The following is a 20830-nucleotide window of genomic DNA, read 5'->3' on the forward strand; positions in this document are numbered from 1 at the left end:
ATGGCAACAGATATCCAACTTCATAAACAACAAGCACAGGAACTTTCTAATAAACTTTGGGCTATCGCAAACGATTTGCGTGGCACTATGGACGCGAGCAAATTTAAGGACTATATTCTCGGCATCATCTTCTACCGTTTCCTTTCCGAAAAGACGGAAAAGTATATGGAAGAAATACTTAAAAACGACGGTATGACTTATGCCGACGCTCTCGCGTCCAACAATGAAGAATTGCTTGCCGCTCTCGACAAGTATTCTCTTGACAGTCTTGGTTATATCATTCGCCCCGAATATAGTTTCGGCTATATCGTCAATATGATTGCGGGTAAATACGACGGCAAAGTATTTTCGGTTGACTATCTCGAAAAAGCCATCGCGTCTATTCAGCAATCTACTCTCGGTCAGAAATCGGAAGCCGCATTTGACGGTATTTTCGACGCAATGGATTTGAAAGATAAAGACTTGGGCAAAGAAGTTTCCGACCGCACAAAGCAAATTGCAAAGGTTATAAACCGTGTAAACGATATTGAGTTTTCCTACGATGACGCTCAATTTGACGTTCTCGGAACGGCTTATATGATTTTGATTGGTCTTTTTGCCTCCGACAGCGGTAAAAAAGGCGGCGAATTCTTTACGCCGAGTGCTGTTTCCGAACTTTGCAGTAAACTTGCGACCGTCGGACTGAAATCCGTTAAAAGTGTTTGCGATCCCACTTGCGGCTCGGCTTCTATGCTTTTGGAAGTTCGCAAAGCAGTTATCGCAAACGGTGGAACGGCAGAACACGCCGTAGGTCATTACTACGGACAAGAACTCAACGGAACAACTTACAACCTTGCTCGTATGAATATGTTAATGCACGACGTTCCGTATCAATACTTCAATCTTTTCAACGACAACACACTTGAAAAGGATAATTTCGGCACGACTAAATTTACCGTTCAGGTTGCAAATCCGCCCTACTCGGCAAAGTGGTCGGCAGCATCTTCATTCCTTGACGATCCACGTTTCAGCGGCGCAGGAAAACTTGCTCCGTCAAGCAAAGCGGACTTCGCTTTTGTTGAACATATGGTTTATCATATGGACGATGACGGACGTGTTGCGGTTCTTCTGCCGCATGGCGTTTTGTTCCGTGGCGGAAGTGAAGATACTATCCGCAGATATTTGATAAAGGATTTGAACGTTCTCGATGCCGTAATCGGTTTACCCGCAAACCTTTTCCACGGCACGGGTATTCCCGTATGCTGCCTTGTTTTGCGTAAATACCGTAACGGCAACGCCGGCAACATTTGCTTTATCGACGCAAGTAAGTATTTTACGCCGGGCAAAAATATGAACCAACTTTCTTCTGACGATATCGACCGTATCGTAAATGCCTACGTTGAGCGTAAAGATATAGATAAATTCTGCCACGTTGCGACTATGGAAGAAATCGAAAGTAACGATTATAACCTTAACATACCCCGTTACGTTGATACGTTTGAAGAGGAAGAAGAAATTGATATCAAAGCCGTTATGGCGGAAATAAAAGACCTTGAAAGCCAACGTGCAAGTCTTGACGCGGAGATTGACAAATACCTGAAAGAACTCGGAATTTTGGAGGACTAATTATGTCGAAAAGCAACGAAACAACCCCTAATGTTCCAACTTTGAGATTTCCTAATTACAGTGGCGAATGGCAAGTTTCGTCTATGGGCAAGGTCTGCACTTTCCGTAAAGGATACGGCATTTCAAAGGAAAATTTGTCAAGTGACGGAACTCCGTGCATTCTATATGGAGAACTTTATACGACGTATAAAACCGCAATCGCAAAAAGAATAAAAAGCAAAACGAGTTTAGATCCAACTACGTTATTTCACAGCAAAAAGAACGATGTAATTATTCCTTGTTCCGGTGAAACAGCCGAAGATATTGCGACGTCAGTCTGCATTCCTTACGACGATATTTTACTGGGTGGCGATTTAACCGTTATTCGCAGCGATTTAGACGGTGCATTTTTGAGCAATCAAATAAATTCGGTCAGAAAATATGATATTGCACGAATAGCACAAGGAAAATCAATAGTCCATTTGCAAGCAGATGAACTGAAAAAGATTTTTATTGCATACCCAACCATCGAGGAGCAACAAAAAATATCGGGGTTCATTGATAAAATTGACGAGCGCATAGAAGTCCAAAACAAAATCATTAGCAAGTATGAAACCCTAATTAAAGGAATTATAGATTGTTTACTCAATAAAAAAGAAGACAATTATTATACGTTTAAGGATTTATATCTGAAAGCAGGTGAAGGCGGAACGCCTACGACAGATAATGATAGTTACTACGAAAATGGAACAATACCATTTATCAAAATAGATGACTTATCTCAAAAATATATAAAAAGAAATTCAGATTACATAACGTATTTGGGACTAGAAAAATCGGCGGCTTGGCTTATTCCGTCTAACTCTGTGATTTTTTCTAATGGCGCTACAATCGGGCGAATTTCCATAAACACATATCCCATTGCGACAAAACAAGGCGTTTTAGGTATCGTCCCATCGCCTATTGTTATGACGGAATATCTCTATTACTATATGAAAACAACCTATTTTAGGGGGCAAGTTAGACGTATTACCGTCAAGGGGACTATGGATTGTGCATATTTGAAAGATTTGAACAGCATTATCTGTCATATTCCAGAGATAAATCATCAAGAAAAGAGAATTGCTCTTTTAACTGTTTTAGATGAAAAAATCGCTTGTGAAAGGATGCTATTACAGAAATTAAAAGAGCAGAAAAAATATCTGCTCTCAAAAATGTTTATATAAACATTGACTGTAAGAGAAATGCTTTTTGCTTTTGCAAAGCCGAAAGCATTTCTTTTTCTATTTCAACCTTTTGTTCATAGGCATCAAGCACTTTTGCAATCCTTATTCTCAACGCTGAATTTGGATAATAAATTCGTTCACAAGAATAATCTTTGAAATATATATGCGGAATGCCAGAACCGACTTTATATTTATCAAAATCAATCGACAGCATTGCAAAATACAAATACCTTGCGTCATCGGCATTGTTAGGGATTAAAACAACAGACGTTCCAACAACAGAATATTTACCCTCGGCATATTGAATTTTCCCTGCTTTTGAACCGTCTTTCAATACCAAGATACCGTCTTCTTCAAATTGATATTTGTTAATGGTTGCTATTATTCCACTCGCACCAAAAACTTTATATTTGCCGTTATAATATGTTGCGACTTCATTTTCTTGCAATGTTGAAGTCTTACATTTTACTAAATCGAACAAACAAACCGATTTATCGTGTCTAAAGATTTTATCGCAAAGTCCTTTAATTAGGGTTTCATACTTGCTAATGATTTTGTTTTGGACTTCTATGCGCTCGTCAATTTTATCAATGAACCCCGATATTTTTTGTTGCTCCTCGATGGTTGGGTATGCAATAAAAATCTTTTTCAGTTCATCTGCTTGCAAATGGACTATTGATTTNGCTTTAAGATTTCATAAAGGTCTTTAATCATCGGAATATCTCGCATTGACGTTGCTGTCTTAGGCGTGTCAATTAACAGTTCCGTCTTCTTTATGCCGTTTTCCTTAACATAAATCCGCTGGATTGTTTTCCTGATATGTATAACACCGTTTTCCGTGTCGATATCATCCCAAGTTAAAGCACATATTTCGCCGATACGAATGCCCGTGCTTAAACAAATGAAGATACCGAGATTGCGAAACGTGAAGTTATCTTCTACAAACCGCATAATTTTCTTTTGGTTTGTGATGGATAACACTTCAAGTTCCTGCCGTTCCCGATCTGTCGGGAAGATAACGTCAATCGGAGCATAGACACAATAGTTTTTCTTTGCCCCGAATTTAAGAATCATCCGCAAAACGATAAGCATATCTTTAATCGTTTTTTGCGAAAGCCCTCCGTTCAACTTCTGCAAGACAAAATCTTGCACGTCCTTTTCGGTAACTGCTGTGAGATTACCGAACGCCGGCTGTAAGTGTGTTTCAACGATAAGAGAGTATGCTGCAAACGTTGATTTCTTCACGAACTGCCTTTTTTCTTCCTTCCATAAGCCTGCTATTTGGCTTATGTTTTTTTCTGTGACCATAATCGTTTTACCTCCTTGAAAATAGTCCACATAAATTTTAGTAAATTATTGAAGAAAGAAAATACGTTTAGGGACAGCGCACTCTCAATTAGTGATAAAAACGATAGCAAAATTTCGATAACTAATGAAAATATTAGCGATTTTCTATGTTTTATGATTTTGTTTTGGACTTGTATTCGTTTTGTTAAACATCCAATAAAATCACTTATTTTTAATTGTTCTGTTTCGCTCGGTAAAGAAAGTGGATATTGCATTATAAAGTTTTTATCTCCACGGGGCATTTTTGAGCCTTTAACAGAACTCATTACGTAATTTATGAAATTATCATTAGCAAGCACATAATAAAGAAATTTGGGATTTATAGTCTTGCTGTTAAACACCAACACGTCCGCATTGCATACTCCGTCAAAATCTGCAAAACATACTTTTTTGAGATAAGGACGAATATTCCCCATAAGAATATCGTTTTTATTGAACCCATCACCCGAAATGTACTCTGCGGATATAAATCTCTCTACTCCTTGAAAATTTTGCATAATATTTTCCGTGGAAACATAGTTTTTCTTTTCGGTAGTCCTACGGATTTTCCTATATTCACAAACATTTTTAAGAGTTGTACTTTGCCAATTTGTTGTAAATTCGTTGAATCTCAAAGTTGGAACTTTTGAGAAATTATGTTTGTTATGTTCCAACTTTGAGATTCAAATCGTTTGAGCAAGAATGGGAATATTCAACCATAGGAAAATGCTCAATATCTCTTGAATACGGAATGAATGCGGCTGCGGTAAAATATGACGGAAAACATAAATATATCCGAATAACAGATATCGACGAAGAAACGAGTGCTTTTATACCTAATCCATTATCTTCACCCGATGGCGAATTTGAGCAAAAATATCTTGTAAAAGAAAACGACATCCTTTTTGCAAGAACAGGTGCAAGCGTTGGAAAAAGTTACTTATATAACCCTAACGATGGCGAATTATATTTCGCAGGATTTTTGATTCGCGCGAGAATAAAACCAGAATATAACGGAACTTTCATTTATTATCAAACCAAAAGCAAAAAGTATGATAGATGGGTTAAATTAACGTCTATGAGGTCAGGACAACCCGGCATAAATTCGCAAGAATATTCAGGTTACCCGATTGCAATTACAGGCAAAGTCGAACAGGATAAAATTGCTGATTTTCTTCAACTGATTGATAATAGAATCGCTGTCCAAAACAAAATCATAAAACATAGAAAATCGCTAATATTTTCATTAGTTATCGAAATTTTGCTATCGTTTTTATCACTAATTGAGAGTGCGCTGTCCCTAAACGTATTTTCTTTCTTCAATAATTTACTAAAATTTATGTGGACTATTTTCAAGGAGGTAAAACGATTATGGTCACAGAAAAAAACATAAGCCAAATAGCAGGCTTATGGAAGGAAGAAAAAAGGCAGTTCGTGAAGAAATCAACGTTTGCAGCATACTCTCTTATCGTTGAAACACACTTACAGCCGGCGTTCGGTAATCTCACAGCAGTTACCGAAAAGGACGTGCAAGATTTTGTCTTGCAGAAGTTGAACGGAGGGCTTTCGCAAAAAACGATTAAAGATATGCTTATCGTTTTGCGGATGATTCTTAAATTCGGGGCAAAGAAAAACTATTGTGTCTATGCTCCGATTGACGTTATCTTCCCGACAGATCGGGAACGGCAGGAACTTGAAGTGTTATCCATCACAAACCAAAAGAAAATTATGCGGTTTGTAGAAGATAACTTCACGTTTCGCAATCTCGGTATCTTCATTTGTTTAAGCACGGGCATTCGTATCGGCGAAATATGTGCTTTAACTTGGGATGATATCGACACGGAAAACGGTGTTATACATATCAGGAAAACAATCCAGCGGATTTATGTTAAGGAAAACGGCATAAAGAAGACGGAACTGTTAATTGACACGCCTAAGACAGCAACGTCAATGCGAGATATTCCGATGATTAAAGACCTTTATGAAATCTTAAAGCCACTAAAAAAGGTCGTCAACAACGATTATTTCGTTTTGACTAATGAGGCAACGCCAACCGAACCGCGAACATATCGTAACTACTATAAAAAGTTGCTTGATAAATTAGGAATACCGCCAATTAAATTTCACGGACTTCGCCACAGTTTTGCAACTCGGTGTATTGAGAGTAAATGCGACTATAAAACAGTCAGCGTAATTTTAGGTCATTCTAATATAAGTACAACTCTCAATCTCTATGTGCATCCGAATTACGAACAGAAAAAGAAGTGCATTGATAAAATGTTTAGAAAGATAAAGAATACTTAAAGCGAAACGGGAAGTTTGATCTTATCAGACTTCCTGTTCTTTTATGAAGAAGAAAGAAGTTTTTGCGTTGAAATTTCTAACATAAATGCGGGAAAATTTAACCAGCCAATGTTTGTCCTATGTGAAAAAATTATGAATTTTTTCAAAAACACCCCAACAAACGGCTTAAAACTTTCCAATAATAGTGAGGGGGTATTTCAAAGTGTCCGAATAAGTATCAAGGCGTGCTTATGGCTTATTGTCTATAGAGGATAAAAAAGTTTTATAAAACCTTGTATTTATTGCGACAACTTTCCAATTATAGTGAAGGAGGTTTAGAAAAACTTTTGTAAAATACCCTAACAAAATGGCTTTAGAATGTCCATATATAGTGAAGGGAGTTTGGAAAAATTCTTGTAAAATACCCCGCCAGACAGTCGGCAACTTTCCAATAATAGTAGAGAGAAGTTTCTCGGCTGTTGCTCATAAAGGGATAACAGAAAAAAACAAACGAAATAAGGAGCGAAAACGATGAAACCAAACACAAGTTAAAGAATTATCAAAGGATAATAACACGAAATCAGCAAGAAAATAGTTAGTTATTCGGCATCAAAAAACAAGCAGGATAAGGATTTTCCAAACTATCGGAAAATCGCAGGTTTGAACAAGTCGGAAACCGACTTTTCTCAAAACGAAAAAAATCACTACCCTAAAACAAAAATTTTGCACTCTTTATGCCTTTGTTCACAGAAAAGAGCTTGACTTCGATAAGTGAATACGATAAAATAATATTGTCGTATAGATACGATAATGTTTAATGAGGAGTTTTGCTATGAATAACGACGAAATTTTAATGAAAGCCCAAAACGGTGAAGGCTTAACGGTTGAAGAAATCAAAGTGTATCAAAGTATTGTAAAACCGATAAAACACGTTTACGGCAAATACGGTACGCTTGCCAAAATCTATTTGCAAGAGCATAATGTCGGAAAATATTGGGTGCTCGGCGGCGATCTTCCCGATTATCTTCACGGAATAGACAGGCAAGCGGAAGAACTTTATTCTGTTATGTACGACAAATTGTCTAAAGATGAAAAATACAAACGGACAGGCAATTATTTAGAAGACGTCAGACGAATAAAAGAAATGCAAGACCGTATTGAAGAAGAAATCTTAAACGAAATCGTTTACGCATAAGGAGTATTGCAACTATGGAACGAAAGGAAGACTCATCAAGACGCATAACCCGCAGGAAGTATGAAGAAAAGCACAAGGAAAGAAGAAAACAAACGAGCGGCAATTTTGGAACGATGATTCCACGTGCCCTATATGATGAAATAAATGAGTTTCTTCGGGTGAACAACATAACGAAAGTTAGGTTAATTGTGGAAGGATACGAAGCGTTAAAGCGAGAACTGAGTAACACAACGCAAAATAAGTAATCTTTCCCCTTCTTAGCGTGTTTGCGTAATAAGATCTAAGGAGATTAAATTACGGAAAACACGATTAAAGAAATAGTATATGATAAGAAAATCGGCAACACGGTTTATACTGTCGTTGTCAAACCAAGCGTAACCGCCAAGACAAATATCTTTGATATCACAAAAAGGATAATAGAAGCCTATGTAGAAGATATGCTGTCGGTTAAATATAACGAACTTGCAGAGTGTTCTCAGAAGGAGTAAACTATGAGAACACAAAATAATATTCAAGAAAAAATCACGGCATTATATTGCAGATTAAGCCGCGATGACGAACAAGAAGGTGATAGTAACAGCATAGTACATCAAAAAGAAATACTAATGAAGTATGCGAAAGAACATAAATTTCGTAATATTGAAACGTTTGTTGATGATGGTTATTCAGGCACGAATTTCAAAAGACCGGATTTTCAACGCCTAATGCAAAAAGTCGAAAACGGAGAAGTCGGGACAATAATCGTAAAAGATATGTCAAGACTCGGAAGAGATTATCTGAAAGTCGGCGTATATACAGAAATCACGTTTCCGGAAGCCGAAGTTAGATTTATTGCCATCAACGACGGGGTGGATAGCAACAGTCAAGTTGATAACGATTTTACGCCATTTCGTAATATTATCAACGAATGGTATGCAAAAGACACAAGTAAGAAGATACGTGCCGTTTTCCGTTCAAAAGGCAATTCAGGAAAACATCTTTGCACCGTTCCGCCTTTTGGGTATATAAAAGATCCGAATGACAAGGATAAATGGATTGTTGACGAAGAAGCGGCAAAAACAGTAAAGGAAATCTTTAATCTTTGTATGCAAGGATTTGGACCAACTCAGATTGCACGTATTCTTAACGAAAGAAAAGTTGAAACGCCCATTTGCCACTATGATAAACTCGGAATAAAACATCCCGCCAAATCTGCTACACCGGAACTGTGGTGTTCTGACACAATAAAAAATATTCTTAGCAACCCACATTATACGGGATGTACAGTAAATTTTCGCACGACTAAAAAATCCTACAAGAACAAAAAGAAATTGTGGAACGATCCATCGAAATGGGTTACCTTTGAAGGAACGCAAGAGGCAATCGTGGATAAGCAAACATACGAAACGGTTCAAAAAATTCGCGAAGGGAGGCGCAGGCCTACCCCGATGGGTGAAATGAATGTGTTTTCGGGTATGGTATATTGCGCTGACTGCGGAAAGAAAATGTATCTTTGTCGTTGTTCTACAATGAAGCAAAAAGAATATTTTAACTGTTCGTCTTATCGCAAACAGAAGAAATCAACCTGTTCTTCTCACCATATAACGGTAGAAGCAATTGAAAAAATTGTTTTGAGTTATTTGAAAAGAGTTTCGGATTTTGTTATCGACCACGAAAAAGAGTTTATTGATGTTGCTATCGAACACTCTCGAATGCTTTCAAAAAAAGAAATCGCAAAGAAAGTGAAACAGGTATCCGAAGCCGAAAACAGAATAAGGACTCTGAATAAAGTAATTCAAAGTCTTTATGAAGATAAGGTTTTAGGAAAGATTTCGGAAGAGCGGTTCATCTTGATGGCTGAAACATATGAACAAGAGCAGTTTACATTAAAAGAAACAATAGCAAACAGTAAGTGCGAAATAGAACGCTACGACGAGATAAACGACAATATAAATAATTTCGTTTCGGTTGTCGTCAAAACGGGAAGGATAAATAAACTTACTCCCGAAATAGTAAGGTTGTTAATAGACAAAATTATTGTTTCCGAAAAGGTAAAAACTGAAAACGGATTCAAAAGAACAGTAACAATATTTTTAACCCACGTAGGCGAAATAGAGTTGCCGTAAAAGACAAGAAAACAGGCGTAAGTTTTTCGCCTACGCCTGTTTCCCTAATGGTGACACCCTTTCCGCCTCTCTTTTTTGCGCACCCCGCAGCTACTCTTTTTTGACAGAAAAACCGTAGGTTCCCAAAGTTTTCCCTGTCGCCACATAACGATTTTGCACGTAAGCGACCAAATCACCGTCGGGAATAAACAGACGCTTATTATCGGATACATATTTTTCGGAAACCGCGACATTGACGATCTCCGCTACAAACATGACGTGCGTCCCCAGTTCGACCGTATTTTTCACGACACATTCCAAAGCAACGGGACTTTCCGCGATCCGGGGAGCGCGCACTTTTTCGCACGCCTCTTTCGTCAAAGAAAACTTATCGAATTTGTCCACCAATCGCCCCGACACTACGCCGCACCCGTCGCACACGGGCAGCAACTCTTTCGTAACCAGATTGACGACAAACTCACCCGTCTTTCTGATCAATTCATAAGAATAGCGGCTGGGGCGCACGGAAATCGAAAGCATCGGCGGCTCGGAATTCACCGTACCCGTCCAGGCAATCGTAACGATATCCGATGCTTCCATATCTCCGCAGGACACCATAACCACCGATACGGGTGCCAGATCCGTAGAGGGTTTAACATTGATTTTCATACCTTTACCTCCGTTTATGTCACACATAGTACTATTCATATTGAAATTATCTATATAATTCCGTCAAAAATGCCATATCTTTTAACTCTTTCCTCAATTTGCGGTATGAAGGGCAAAACTGTTCCACTTCCGCCCAAAAGTCAGCCGAATGGTTGAGAAACTTTAAGTGACAGAGTTCGTGTACCAAAATATATTCACGTAGCGGCGGGCGCAAAAACAGGATGCGCCAATTTATTTTGATCAGGCCGCGGGAATCGCAACTGCCCCACTTCGCTTTAAAATCCCGCACTTGCAGGTCTTCAGGCATAACTCCGATCTTCTTTCCCAGACGGTAAACGTCTTCCTCGATGCAGGAGGAATAATTCTTTTCCAGCCATTTACGAAGATAAGCAATCTCTTTTAAGCAGACAGTATCGGTGCTTTCGGAATTTTTCGCCGCGCCGAGCAACAATTTCTTTTCGGTGCCGCAAATTAAAACCGTTCGATATTCCTTTACCGAAGCAAAGCGTTGACGCGATTGCTCCTGCTCGGCAAGTTTCTTTTGTATCCAGTCGCTGTGTTCGCCTAAAAACCGACAAAGGCTCTCGTTTGAAAAACGCATCGGCACGCGGACGATCACCCTTCCGTCGCGAACGGTAATCCCGAGAGAACGTCTGGACGAGCGCATTACAGTGTATTCAAAATCAAGCAAAACACACCCTTGCCGAAATCACCGATTCTTCACCGTTTTTTACGCCTTCTACGATAAAGACATCCTTCGAGATCTGATCCCGATAAAAATTCAAAACGTCCTTTTCATGCGTCTGTTTTACGTAGTTGATCTGAAAACTTTTTACGCGCCGCGCAGTCAGTTCTTCGATGGAAAAACAGTTGAATACATAATCGGCATATTTGATATTGTTGACGTGATAATTCAAATCATATTCGGAATGCGCGATTTTCAGCGTAAACGAAGGTTCGATTTTGTCCTCAACGAAAGGAATTCGCCAATCGCAAAAATCCACTGCGCGTTCTTCAATGAATCGCTCCGTTTTCTGATTGATGGCGGAAGCGGGCGCGATCCGCCCCGTTACAGAGTCCAACAGACACCAACGCGAAAGCGCGCGCACGCGCGGTTCGTTATTTTTACACACCAGAAAACTGCGCTCGAAAATGGCTTTATTTGGCTCGTGCGGCCAGGTCGCAATCTGCACCGTATCGCCGTAATACACCGGCTCGGTCAATTCCACATAAATTTTGGATAACACCCAAAAAAGCCCTCGCGGGCGCAGGTCGGGATAGCCGACTCCCAGCAAACTGCTATTGATCCCCGCCGTTTCCTGAAAAAAATTCAAGATTGCGGAGGGCTTTAATTCTTGTTTAAAGTCGGTGTCGGAAGTAACGAGTTTATGCTCGCATTCGTATTTTTCGTAAGACATGGATATCGGTTTTGCACTCCTCTTTTTCTCTCCATTATTTTACACCAAAACGAAGAAAAAGTCTATAACTTGCACAGACTTTCTTTTTCCCCATCTCGTTGCCATCCTTTAAATTATATCAGACATATTACTTAATATATTGACAAAATCCGCCATATATTGTATAATACTGCCAACAGGAGGTTGAGATAAATGGATTTTGACTCGAATGATAAAGAAAAAGAAAATAACGAATCCGCTTCCATCAGCAGCGATCTGATCCGCGGGCACATCAATACGATTATCTTGCGTACCCTCTACGACGGGGACAAATACGGTTATGAAATCATCAATGAAATCGAAGAAAAGAGCAAGGGGCAATATACGCTGAAACAGCCCACTCTGTACAGCGCGCTCAAACGGCTGGAAACACAGGACTTCGTAACTTCTTATTGGGGCGGCGTATCCAACGGCGGCAGACGCAAATATTTTCAGTTGACCGAAAAGGGTAAAATCGTCGCCGAACACAACCTCGCCGAATGGGAATATTCGAGAACGGTCATCGATAACCTGATCTCCGAGCGGGAATTCGACTTCAATAAACCCGCCCCTGCCGCCGTTGACTTCAATTTACTGAAAAAATCGACCACGCGCGTACGCGGCGTAAAAGGCGAAGACGAAGAAGATATCGATCTCAGTTTTGATTTTACGGAAAAGGCGAAAGACGAGCCGTTTTCTGCGGAAAAAGCAATCGAACCCGAACCCGCGGACGAGCCGAGAACCTTGAACGATTCCGACGTGAACGAATTCATGCGCGAACAGAACGCGGCGCAGAGCGAACCGCCTGCGGACGAGCCCTCTCCCCTATCGGAGGAAGAGAAGCAGCGCATCCACGAGAATTACAAATTACTGATGGGCGAAGAAAACGACGCGACCGCGTATTACTATTCGCACATGACGCAGCAACAGCGTTTCGAGCAACAGCGTCAAAGCGGCGCGGCAAGCGAAGAGGCCGCGCCCGAAAATCCAGCCGACCTGCCGACAAACGAAACAGCCTACACGGCGCCGCAGACGCCCGAACAGGACGCGACGTATCTTGAAAACAACGCGATCGCCAGCGAACTTTTATATTCCAACAAGTCGCCCGCCGAGCGCAACTACAAACAGTTACTCGCGAAATTGTACGACAACACTCAGCGCTATCCCGACGAAAGCGAGTACGACGAATCGTATTTCGAAGAGCGCGTTGCCGAGAGCGCCGCTCAGCCCGCTTACGAGCCGCAGCAGACCATGTTCCAAAACGCGCGCCCTGCCGCCGCAGAGCCGCCCGTACAGCCTCAAAACCCCGTTTACGACGCGCCCGCCGCGAATACGGCGAGTACCATCGAGTTCTACGATGTCCGCGAAAAGGCGGAGAACGACGGGCTCAAGGTCAACACCGCAAACAGTTCGCGCACGAGAACGCAGGTAAAGACGGTAGGCAATACTTACGACAAGGGAAAAGTACTGTTTACGACCGCGCTGTACGTTTTTATTATCGCGATCATCGAATCCATCGTATCCATCTGTTTGAAAGGAGTTTTGAAAACAAACGCGGCATACGTCGTTCTGCCGTTTGTAGCGAGTTTCGTCATGCTGGGCGTGTTCATGTTCCTCTATTTAAAAGGCTACGGCAGAAACAGCCGCAAGACGCAGGCGAAATCCTACGTTTCCGCAAGCCTGATCCTCTTTGCGAACCTCGTTCTCATCATATGCCTGATCGCATATCTCATCATCGTCTACAACGAAATTTCGCCTACGTTCACGGATATTCTCAAATACGCGATCTTCCCTTGCGTTTTTGCTTTCAATATTCCGCTGTTCGCGATCTTTTATAACTACAACAGAAATAAACAATAACGAAAAGAGCACGGCTTGCCGTGCTCTTTATTTTTCGATGGATAGTATTTTTTCCTTTTTGCAAGGCGTTGCGCCTTTTCGCAAAAACATCACGAATTCTTTGTTTTTGCGTTCGTGTTCGGGAGCCGTGCAAATTTGTAAAGGAGCCAATCCGCAGGACAGCGCGCAGTCGTAAATTTTACCGATCGCCGCGCGGCGCCGTTTCGCATCCTTGACGATGCCGTGCTTATCCAAAGCCGCGGGGCCGCATTCGAATTGCGGTTTAACGAGCGCATATACGCACCCGCCCTCGCCGAGAATTTCCGAAAATACGGGCAGTACGTAGGTCAGCGAAATAAAACTGATATCCGTAACGATCCCGTCGAGCGCTTCCGAAAAACTATTCTTTTGCAACCCACGCGCGTTTACGCCGTCCATTACCGCAACGCGCGGATCGGCGGCGAGTTTCTCATCGAGCTGACATTCGCCCACGTCCACGGCAAACACGCGCCGCGCGCCGTTTCGCAGCAACACGTCGGTAAACCCGCCCGTACTCGCGCCGATATCCGCAAAAACTTTTCCGCGAACGTCCGAGCCGAACTCGGAAAAGGCTTTCGCCAACTTGAAACCGCCTTCCGAAACATAGTTTTCTTTCGATTCCAATACGGTGACGACGTCGGACGATTTCACCTCGTCGGAAGGTTTTGCGGTTTTTCCGTTTAAAAGAACGAGGCCCCTTTCGATTGCCCGCGCAGCCTTTGTGCGGGAAGAGAAAGCGCCCTCGCTTAAATATTTATCCAGTCTCATGATCATAAATTCCGCTCGCGGACAAAGCGGGTCAGTTCGGAAAGGAACGTACATTCGTAAGGCAGTTCGTCCAACAGTTTCAGGCACAGCCCGAAATGGTAGTCCGCCTTTTCGCGGCTCGCCTCCATGCCGTACAGGGATACGGCGGAGAGTTTGCCGTCATCCGCATCCTTGCCGAGCGTCTTCCCCATTTTTTCGAAATCGCCCGTCACGTCTAGTATATCGTCGGTGATCTGGAACAAAATGCCGAGATTTTTGCCGAATTCTTTTAAGATCGCGATGAGATTTTCGTCGACACCGTACACTTCGGCGGGAACGACCACCGCGGAAGTGAGCATTTTCGCCGTCTTATTCTGCATGATGAAAGTCAGAATTTGATCGTTGACGCCCTCTTTTCCCTGATAATAGAGATCTGCGGCTTGTCCCGCGATCATGCCCGTCACGCCTGCATTTTCGCAGATCAGGCGCGCCGCCGCGATATACGATTTTCCCTTGCCGCATTCCGAAAAGCAAATGCGGTACGCCTCGTTCAAAAGCGCGTCGCCCGCAAGGATCGCCTGCCCTTCCCCGTACACCTTATGATTGGACGGCTTTCCGCGGCGGAAATCGTCGTTGTCCATGGCGGGCAGATCGTCGTGTATCAGCGAATAGGTATGGATCAGTTCCAACGCGAGCGCAAAGTTCGACACATCTGCGATCTTTCCACCCAGCATCTGCGCGGACGCGAACATGAGCGCGGGCCGGACGCGCTTGCCGCCGACCTGTAAACTGTAACGCACGCTTTCATTTAAAACGTCGGGTTTCAATTGCAGTCCGCCCAGATATTCGTTTAAAATTTTTTCGAATTCATCGACGAAGAAACGCAGCCGCTCTTCAAATTGGTTTTCCAAACTCAACCTCTCATTGCAGTAATATACGTGTTATACAATAGCATGGTGATCGTCATCGGTCCCACGCCGCCCGGCACGGGCGTGATCATGGAAACCTTGTCCTTCACGCTTTCGAAATCCACGTCGCCGCAGAGTTTTCCGTTTTCGTCGCGGTCCATGCCCACGTCTACGACAACGGCGCCCTCTTTGACCATATCCGCGGTAACGAATTTCGCTCTACCGATGGCAACGACCAAAATATCCGCACCCGCGCATACTTCTTTCAGATTCTTCGTCTTGCTGTGGCAGACGGTCACCGTCGCGTCCGCGTTCAAAAGCAGCATCGCCATGGGTTTTCCCACGATATTGGAGCGGCCGAGAACGACCGCGTTCTTGCCGCGGGGATCGACGCCGTACTCCTCTAAAAGTTTCATGACGCCGAAGGGCGTGCATGCGACGATGGTCTCGCGGTTCATGGCAAGATTGCCCACGTTCTGCGCACAGAAACCGTCCACGTCTTTGGCGGGCGGGATCAGTTTTAAAATAGCCTGTTCGTCGAGATGCGAAGGGAGAGGCAACTGCACCAGAATGCCGTGGATATTATCTGAGGCGACCAACTCTTTCACTAAATTTTCCGCATCACGCTGCGAGGCGGAAGCGGGAAGATTGAAAGAATACGAGCGGATCCCCACTTCTTCACAGCCTTTGATCTTGTTTCGGACATAGACCTTAGACGCCTGATCGTCCCCGATGAGGACGACGGCAAGCCCGATCTCTTTCCCGCCTTCTTTAAGAGCGGCGACCTTTTCCTTTAACTCGGCGCGCAGTTTTGCGGCGAGCGCTTTTCCGTCCATGATTTTCGTCATACCTTAATTTCCTTTCTTTTCGTTTGCAAGGTAGGCGGCAAGAATGCCGTTGATAAAGCCCGTGCTCTTTTCGGTCGAATAGCGCTTGGAAAGCCCTACCGCCTCGTCCACGGCCACGATATCGGGCACGTCTTCCACATAATTGATCTCCGCGAGCGCTAAAAGCAACGCGCTCTTGTCCGCGGGAAACATACGCTCGTTCGAAAAGCCGATCGCGTATTTATCGATGATCTCGCAAAGTTCCGTCAGATGCGCCGACACTTCGTCCACGAGTTTGTCGGCAAAGGCGGCGTCCTCTTCGGAAAGTTCGTTCGCTTTATAGACGCTGCGTTTCGTTGCGTCGTCCGCGGGATGAAACAAATTGGCAAAAATAATTTTGTACGCACATTCTCTTGCGTTGGTTCTCATAACGTATTCCTTTTACAAGCCAATATTTCCCCTTAAAAACTTTAAGGGGAAATACGAATTTTTGTTCAGTTTTATTCCGAAAAATGTTCTTCCGAAAACTCGACGCCCACAACGTGTACGTTGACCTTGGAAACTTTGTATTCGGTCATCGCCTCGACGTTGTGTTTGACCGTCTGCTGTATCTTGAAAGCGACGTCGGGCACGTTGTATCCGTAATCGACCGAAACGGAGATCTCGGCGATGATACCGTCTTTTTCGAAATACAGTTTGAGCCACCTTTTTTTATTGGCGGGAAGAGCCACGCCCTCCACTTCCGCGACGGCAAGTTGCACGATGCCGCTCACGATACCGGAATTATAAGAAACTTTACCCTTTTGTCCGTCGGAGGGAACTCGTTTAAAAAACGCCATTTTTTCTTTACTCCAAGGAATTCTTATGTACATTATAACATATTTTTCAAGTTTTAGATAGTAATTTTTATTAACTTTCCGAATTTATCGGCATAATATTTACGTTCGCGGGATTGCAGCCTGCTTCTTCCGTCAGCACCGTATAGATGGATAAGAAGTCCTCGTATTTGAGTTCGTTCGCGTCCACAAACACGTTCACGTTGTCGGAATCCATACCGATGGAAACGACCGCGTCGTCATACCCCTGCGCTTTGATGTACGTTTCGAGCAAAAGTTCTTTTTCCATGATCTCAACGATCTTCAGTTTCATCGCCATCGCCTCGGTATAGGCGGTGCTCTCCGCTTCGGCGGAGGCGAGAATGGCATCCAACTGCAAGAGTTCTTCGTTGCGCTTGGTCACCCGTTCCGTTCTGTAGGTCGCGAAATAATTCGCAGTGGTCACTCCGTCGCCGTCAATGTTCTCGGTCGCGCCCGCAAGCACGAAATTGAACACCGCCGTTACGGCGAGCAACAGCACAAGTCCTGACATGATAATGATTTTCTTCGTTCTCGACATTTTTCAATACTCCTTTATTTTATTTTCCGCTGCCGTTTTCGTATACCTTGATTATGCTTTTGTTGATATTTAAAACGGATGCCGCGGCGTCGATCAGGTTGAACCTGACCGCCAGATTTTCCGCGCCTTCCGCCACGATCAGTACCCCCGCAATCTCGGGCGGCCGCTTTTCCAGAACGACCACCTCGCCGTTTACGAGCACGGGCGTCGTGACGATCGTGCCGTCCGCTTTTTGCACGGTTTCGTAAGCGATCACCGTTTCGCCCTCGTCGGCAAGGCTGATCATTACCTGCACTTTGCCCACGCCGTCGAGTTTGGAGAGCACGGAAACGAGTTTCGCTTCCTGCTCCGTGGCGTAATCTCCCTTTCCGCTCGCGCTCACATCCTCTTTGTCTTTATAAAATGCATTATAAAGGATAATTATGACAATGATCGCAAGAATTAAGATCACGAGTACTTCCAAAAGTTTACCCGATTGTAATTTAGCCAGCAGTCCTTTCTTCGTTTCCTGTTCCTTCATACACCGTTACGGCCTCCTTATCGATTTTTGCGATCTCGGAAACCCGCGTTCGGAGTTGCTCTATAATCATTATATGCTCGTCATTTCCGTTCATTCCGAAATCTTTTATATTTATTTGAACTTTTCGCACCGAAAACGCATAATCCGCGCATTCCCAATCGGTTACGATCAAAACCTTTATGGAAAACTCTTTTTCGACAATCTTTTTCAGTTCCTCCGATAAACTCTCCGCCTGTTTCCCGAAAAAGTAATCGAGGTAATCTTCATCCAGAGAAACCTCGGTTTCATTCCCTTCCCCTTTCCCTTCGAATTTCAGATCCGAAACCCAATTTACCAAGGGAACGAGCATGATAAACACGCATAGTATTTTCAGGACTCCGTTGATGAATTTTCCGATCTTCCCCTCGGGCATGATGATGGTGACGAGCGCCGACAGAATGACCGCGCCGCAGATACTCAATATATATGCGCTCACGATTGTTTCCTCAAAAGAGTGTGTTGGACGAACAGATCAATAGCAGCAGCGTAATGAAGTACATGAACGCGACCGCCAGAATGCCCGCGATGAAATAGTTGACCGTGCCGGAGAGCGAGGTCAGAAAGCCGCTGATCTTGCCGTCTCCGACGGGTTCCGTGACTGCGGCGGTCAGTTTCAGAAAGAGACTGAAAACGACCAACTGCACGAACGGTACCAAAATCGCGGACACGAGCAGCAGCAAACTGCATGAGCCGAGCGCGTTTTTGATGAGGACGCTGCCCGCGATCATCAGATCGAAACCGCCGCTCAAAAAACCGCCGATGATCGGCACGGAATTGCTGATGGCATATTTGGCGGCTTTAAACGACAGCCCGTCGTACGTTGCCGAGGTAATGCCCTGCACCGTCAGAAAGACCGTAAAGGCGGTAAGAGAAATGCCCAAAACCCATTTGTTGATACTCTTGAAGAGAGCGGCAAAGTTGTTGAGTTTTATTTCCTCGCTCATGTTTCCCACCATGCAGATAACGACGAGCATGACAGCGACGGGAAGCACCACAGTAGAGATGATATTGACGATGATCTCGCTCAAAAACACGACAGCGGGCTGATATACCGCTACGGAAACACTCCCCCCGCTCGTCGCGATGAGCGTCAAAAGAATCGGAAAGACTGCCTGCATCTGTTTCTGCATCGATCGGACAGCGCCGTAACAGTCGCCCACGACGTCGATCATCGAGGTGAGAATCAATACGAGTATGGCGGCATAGCCGACGAAATAAATCAGTTTGGAGGTTCCCGCGCTCATGAACGACGATTGAAACATATGCAGCAGACCGCACAGGATCGCGATCGCGCAGATGACGGCGAACACCGGGAGCATATCTTTCACGCCGCCGAAAACGAGACCGCCGATCGCCGCTAAAAAACTGTCGTAATCCATGCGGAAATCGCCGCTGACGATGGAAGAAATTTTATCTGTGATTGAACCCTTTCCGAAAAAATCTTTTTCTTCGTCGGTCAGCGTTTTCAGGTATTGTTCCAGTTCCTCCAAATCGAGTTTTCCCAAAAGTTCGTCGATACTCTCCGCTAGTCCGCTGCCGTTGTCGGAATCTTCGGCAAAAGCCGCGACGGGCGAAAACGCCAAGAGCAGAAATATAAAAAGGACGGCGACGACGAGCAGGCGGAGTTTTCTTCTTTTCTTCATATCAGCTCCAAAATATTGCCGATAAGCGTGATCAGGCTCTGAATGATGGGAATGGAAACGGTAAATATGATGATCTTTCCCGCCAGAACCAGCTTGTCCGCGATGCTTTTACTGCCGAAATCTTCCACGATGCCAGCACTGAACTCGACCAGATAGCCGATCGCCACGATCTTTAAAATAATCTTGACGAGAGATTGGTCTATGCCCGTCTTTTCGGCAATGTCCGTAAAGATCCGCAAAGACGCGCCGAGCATATCCAGCGCGAAAATGAGGATGATGACGCCGCCCGCAATAGTCACGGCAAAAGCGAGTTCGGGCTTGGAAGATTTTAAAATGAGCGCCGCAATTGCCGTGACCAGACCGACGCCGATGATTTTCGCCAACTCCATGGCTCAGAACAAATCGAAGATACTTTTGATCGAATCGAATAAATCCGCCACCATGCCGATGACGACGGTCATGACGATGATCAGCCCCGCGAGGCTGACCAGCGTTGCGATGTCTTCCCTCTCCGATTTTTTCAGGACCTGACACACGATGGTGATGACGATACCGACCGCTGCTAATTTGAAAATGATACTGATATCCATGCTTTCCTCCTAAACGAGTAAAATGGCTACGATCAGCCCGAACAAAAAGCCGAGCTTGGTATAAAGCGCGAAATATTTTTTATATTCCGCCTCCGAATCCGTCTTTTCCTTTTCCAGTTCCGCGCGCACGGCGCCCAGATAATTCCCCTGCGATTTTGCGTCGCTTTTGCCTATCATGGAAAAATAATCCTGCGCGAGCCGTTTTTCCGTTTCTGTCAGATAGGGAAATTCGATGCGGACGGGCTTGAAATTCTTCGCTTTGATCTCCGCGAGTACGGCCGTAAAATCCGTTCCGTATTCATACTTATCGAAAAATGCCGAAAGCGGAATACGCGTATAACTCACCTCTCCGATGAACCGCTCGTTGAAGTTGTGCAGATCGTACATGAAAGTTTTCCGAAGTTTATATTTCCGCGTGAGCGCGAACCCCGCAAGGGAACACAGCGCCACCAACGCGACGCATAAGAATATTTTCAGCAT

The 20830-nt window shown here is 43.9% G+C and carries 26 protein-coding genes; 8 read left to right on the top strand and 18 right to left on the bottom strand.

The annotated features are described in order from the left end of the window. Entirely contained in the window at positions 1-1605 is a 1605-nt protein-coding gene (locus tag ESZ91_RS08845) for a type I restriction-modification system subunit M (RefSeq protein ID WP_129226384.1), read from the top strand. A gap of 2 nt (positions 1606-1607) precedes the next feature. Then, positions 1608-2810, top strand: a complete 1203-nt coding sequence (locus ESZ91_RS08850) for a restriction endonuclease subunit S (protein WP_129226386.1) — start codon at positions 1608-1610, stop codon at positions 2808-2810. Here ESZ91_RS08850 and ESZ91_RS08855 read toward each other — a convergent pair. From ESZ91_RS08855 to ESZ91_RS08865, 3 genes are all read right to left on the bottom strand, one after another. Further along, on the bottom strand, positions 2803-3477 hold the full coding sequence (locus tag ESZ91_RS08855; RefSeq protein WP_129226388.1) for a restriction endonuclease subunit S: 675 nt from the start codon (positions 3475-3477) through the stop codon (positions 2803-2805). The genes ESZ91_RS08850 and ESZ91_RS08855 overlap by 8 nt on opposite strands. A gap of 5 nt (positions 3478-3482) precedes the next feature. Continuing rightward, complete coding sequence (locus ESZ91_RS08860; RefSeq protein ID WP_201270888.1) at positions 3483-4118, bottom strand: tyrosine-type recombinase/integrase; 636 nt, start codon at positions 4116-4118, stop codon at positions 3483-3485. Then, positions 4097-4810 carry a restriction endonuclease subunit S gene (locus ESZ91_RS08865; protein WP_322788362.1) on the bottom strand — a complete coding sequence of 238 codons (714 nt, stop codon included), beginning with the start codon at positions 4808-4810 and terminating at the stop codon, positions 4097-4099. Before ESZ91_RS08865 ends, ESZ91_RS08860 begins: the two co-directional genes overlap by 22 nt. On the opposite strand from ESZ91_RS08865, the gene ESZ91_RS08870 reads away from it, so the two are divergent. The 5 genes from ESZ91_RS08870 (at position 4783) to ESZ91_RS08895 (ending at position 9719) form a co-directional block, all read left to right on the top strand. After that, complete coding sequence (locus ESZ91_RS08870; protein WP_201270889.1) at positions 4783-5529, top strand: restriction endonuclease subunit S; 747 nt, start codon at positions 4783-4785, stop codon at positions 5527-5529. The two genes, ESZ91_RS08865 and ESZ91_RS08870, sit on opposite strands and share 28 nt — an antisense overlap. Continuing rightward, entirely contained in the window at positions 5508-6440 is a 933-nt protein-coding gene (locus tag ESZ91_RS08875; RefSeq protein ID WP_129226392.1) for a tyrosine-type recombinase/integrase, read from the top strand. Before ESZ91_RS08870 ends, ESZ91_RS08875 begins: the two co-directional genes overlap by 22 nt. Positions 6441-7251: 811 nt before the next feature. Beyond that, on the top strand, positions 7252-7614 hold the full coding sequence (locus tag ESZ91_RS08880) for a TnpV protein (protein ID WP_161971114.1): 363 nt from the start codon (positions 7252-7254) through the stop codon (positions 7612-7614). Between the two features lie 14 nt (positions 7615-7628). Next, positions 7629-7859: a hypothetical protein gene (locus ESZ91_RS08885; RefSeq protein WP_129226396.1), complete on the top strand. Its 231-nt coding sequence runs from the start codon at positions 7629-7631 to the stop codon at positions 7857-7859. 246 nt (positions 7860-8105) lie between these two features. Further along, on the top strand, positions 8106-9719 hold the full coding sequence (locus ESZ91_RS08895; protein ID WP_129226398.1) for a recombinase family protein: 1614 nt from the start codon (positions 8106-8108) through the stop codon (positions 9717-9719). A 90-nt stretch (positions 9720-9809) separates the two neighbouring features. On the opposite strand, the gene ESZ91_RS08900 is transcribed toward ESZ91_RS08895, so the two are convergent. The 3 genes from ESZ91_RS08900 to ESZ91_RS08910 are packed head-to-tail and all read right to left on the bottom strand — an operon-like array spanning position 9810 to position 11785. Continuing rightward, entirely contained in the window at positions 9810-10367 is a 558-nt protein-coding gene (locus ESZ91_RS08900) for a flavin reductase family protein (RefSeq protein ID WP_129226400.1), read from the bottom strand. Positions 10368-10413: 46 nt separating this feature from the next. Next, positions 10414-11058 carry a M48 family metallopeptidase gene (locus ESZ91_RS08905; protein ID WP_129226402.1) on the bottom strand — a complete coding sequence of 215 codons (645 nt, stop codon included), beginning with the start codon at positions 11056-11058 and terminating at the stop codon, positions 10414-10416. Continuing rightward, entirely contained in the window at positions 11051-11785 is a 735-nt protein-coding gene (locus ESZ91_RS08910) for an acyl-[acyl-carrier-protein] thioesterase (protein WP_129226404.1), read from the bottom strand. The genes ESZ91_RS08905 and ESZ91_RS08910 overlap by 8 nt, the downstream gene beginning before the upstream one ends. 192 nt (positions 11786-11977) lie before the next feature. Between ESZ91_RS08910 and ESZ91_RS08915 the strand changes: the two genes are divergently transcribed. After that, positions 11978-13663 carry a PadR family transcriptional regulator gene (locus tag ESZ91_RS08915; protein WP_129226406.1) on the top strand — a complete coding sequence of 562 codons (1686 nt, stop codon included), beginning with the start codon at positions 11978-11980 and terminating at the stop codon, positions 13661-13663. Positions 13664-13690: 27 nt separating this feature from the next. Here ESZ91_RS08915 and ESZ91_RS08920 read toward each other — a convergent pair whose 3' ends face one another. From ESZ91_RS08920 to ESZ91_RS08975, 12 genes are all read right to left on the bottom strand, one after another. After that, the gene (locus tag ESZ91_RS08920; protein WP_161971115.1) at positions 13691-14455 is read right to left on the bottom strand and encodes a TlyA family RNA methyltransferase; all 765 of its coding nucleotides are present in this window, start codon (positions 14453-14455) and stop codon (positions 13691-13693) included. After that, positions 14452-15339 carry a polyprenyl synthetase family protein gene (locus ESZ91_RS08925; protein ID WP_161971116.1) on the bottom strand — a complete coding sequence of 296 codons (888 nt, stop codon included), beginning with the start codon at positions 15337-15339 and terminating at the stop codon, positions 14452-14454. Before ESZ91_RS08925 ends, ESZ91_RS08920 begins: the two co-directional genes overlap by 4 nt. Before the next feature lie 2 nt (positions 15340-15341). Then, positions 15342-16184 carry a bifunctional methylenetetrahydrofolate dehydrogenase/methenyltetrahydrofolate cyclohydrolase FolD gene (gene folD, locus ESZ91_RS08930; RefSeq protein ID WP_129226412.1) on the bottom strand — a complete coding sequence of 281 codons (843 nt, stop codon included), beginning with the start codon at positions 16182-16184 and terminating at the stop codon, positions 15342-15344. A 3-nt stretch (positions 16185-16187) separates the two neighbouring features. Further along, entirely contained in the window at positions 16188-16592 is a 405-nt protein-coding gene (nusB, locus tag ESZ91_RS08935) for a transcription antitermination factor NusB (RefSeq protein WP_129226414.1), read from the bottom strand. Between the two features lie 71 nt (positions 16593-16663). After that, positions 16664-17002 (bottom strand): Asp23/Gls24 family envelope stress response protein, encoded by a 339-nt coding sequence (locus ESZ91_RS08940; RefSeq protein ID WP_161971117.1) that lies wholly within the window; start codon positions 17000-17002, stop codon positions 16664-16666. Between the two features lie 70 nt (positions 17003-17072). Further along, positions 17073-17558, bottom strand: a complete 486-nt coding sequence (locus ESZ91_RS08945; RefSeq protein WP_129226418.1) for a SpoIIIAH-like family protein — start codon at positions 17556-17558, stop codon at positions 17073-17075. 19 nt (positions 17559-17577) lie between these two features. Continuing rightward, positions 17578-18078 carry a hypothetical protein gene (locus tag ESZ91_RS08950; protein WP_129226420.1) on the bottom strand — a complete coding sequence of 167 codons (501 nt, stop codon included), beginning with the start codon at positions 18076-18078 and terminating at the stop codon, positions 17578-17580. Further along, positions 18041-18553, bottom strand: a complete 513-nt coding sequence (locus ESZ91_RS08955) for a stage III sporulation protein AF (RefSeq protein ID WP_129226422.1) — start codon at positions 18551-18553, stop codon at positions 18041-18043. Before ESZ91_RS08955 ends, ESZ91_RS08950 begins: the two co-directional genes overlap by 38 nt. A 10-nt stretch (positions 18554-18563) precedes the next feature. Beyond that, a complete protein-coding gene (locus ESZ91_RS08960; RefSeq protein ID WP_129226424.1) occupies positions 18564-19760 on the bottom strand; it encodes a stage III sporulation protein AE in 1197 nt (398 codons plus the stop codon). After that, complete coding sequence (locus ESZ91_RS08965; protein WP_129226426.1) at positions 19757-20149, bottom strand: SpoIIIAC/SpoIIIAD family protein; 393 nt, start codon at positions 20147-20149, stop codon at positions 19757-19759. Before ESZ91_RS08965 ends, ESZ91_RS08960 begins: the two co-directional genes overlap by 4 nt. Before the next feature lie 3 nt (positions 20150-20152). Further along, on the bottom strand, positions 20153-20350 hold the full coding sequence (gene spoIIIAC, locus ESZ91_RS08970) for a stage III sporulation protein AC (RefSeq protein ID WP_129226428.1): 198 nt from the start codon (positions 20348-20350) through the stop codon (positions 20153-20155). Between the two features lie 9 nt (positions 20351-20359). Then, positions 20360-20830 carry a stage III sporulation protein AB gene (locus tag ESZ91_RS08975; protein WP_129226430.1) on the bottom strand — a complete coding sequence of 157 codons (471 nt, stop codon included), beginning with the start codon at positions 20828-20830 and terminating at the stop codon, positions 20360-20362.

The sequence above is a fragment of the Candidatus Borkfalkia ceftriaxoniphila genome (assembly GCF_004134775.1).
Lineage (GTDB): Bacteria > Bacillota > Clostridia > Christensenellales > Borkfalkiaceae > Borkfalkia > Borkfalkia ceftriaxoniphila.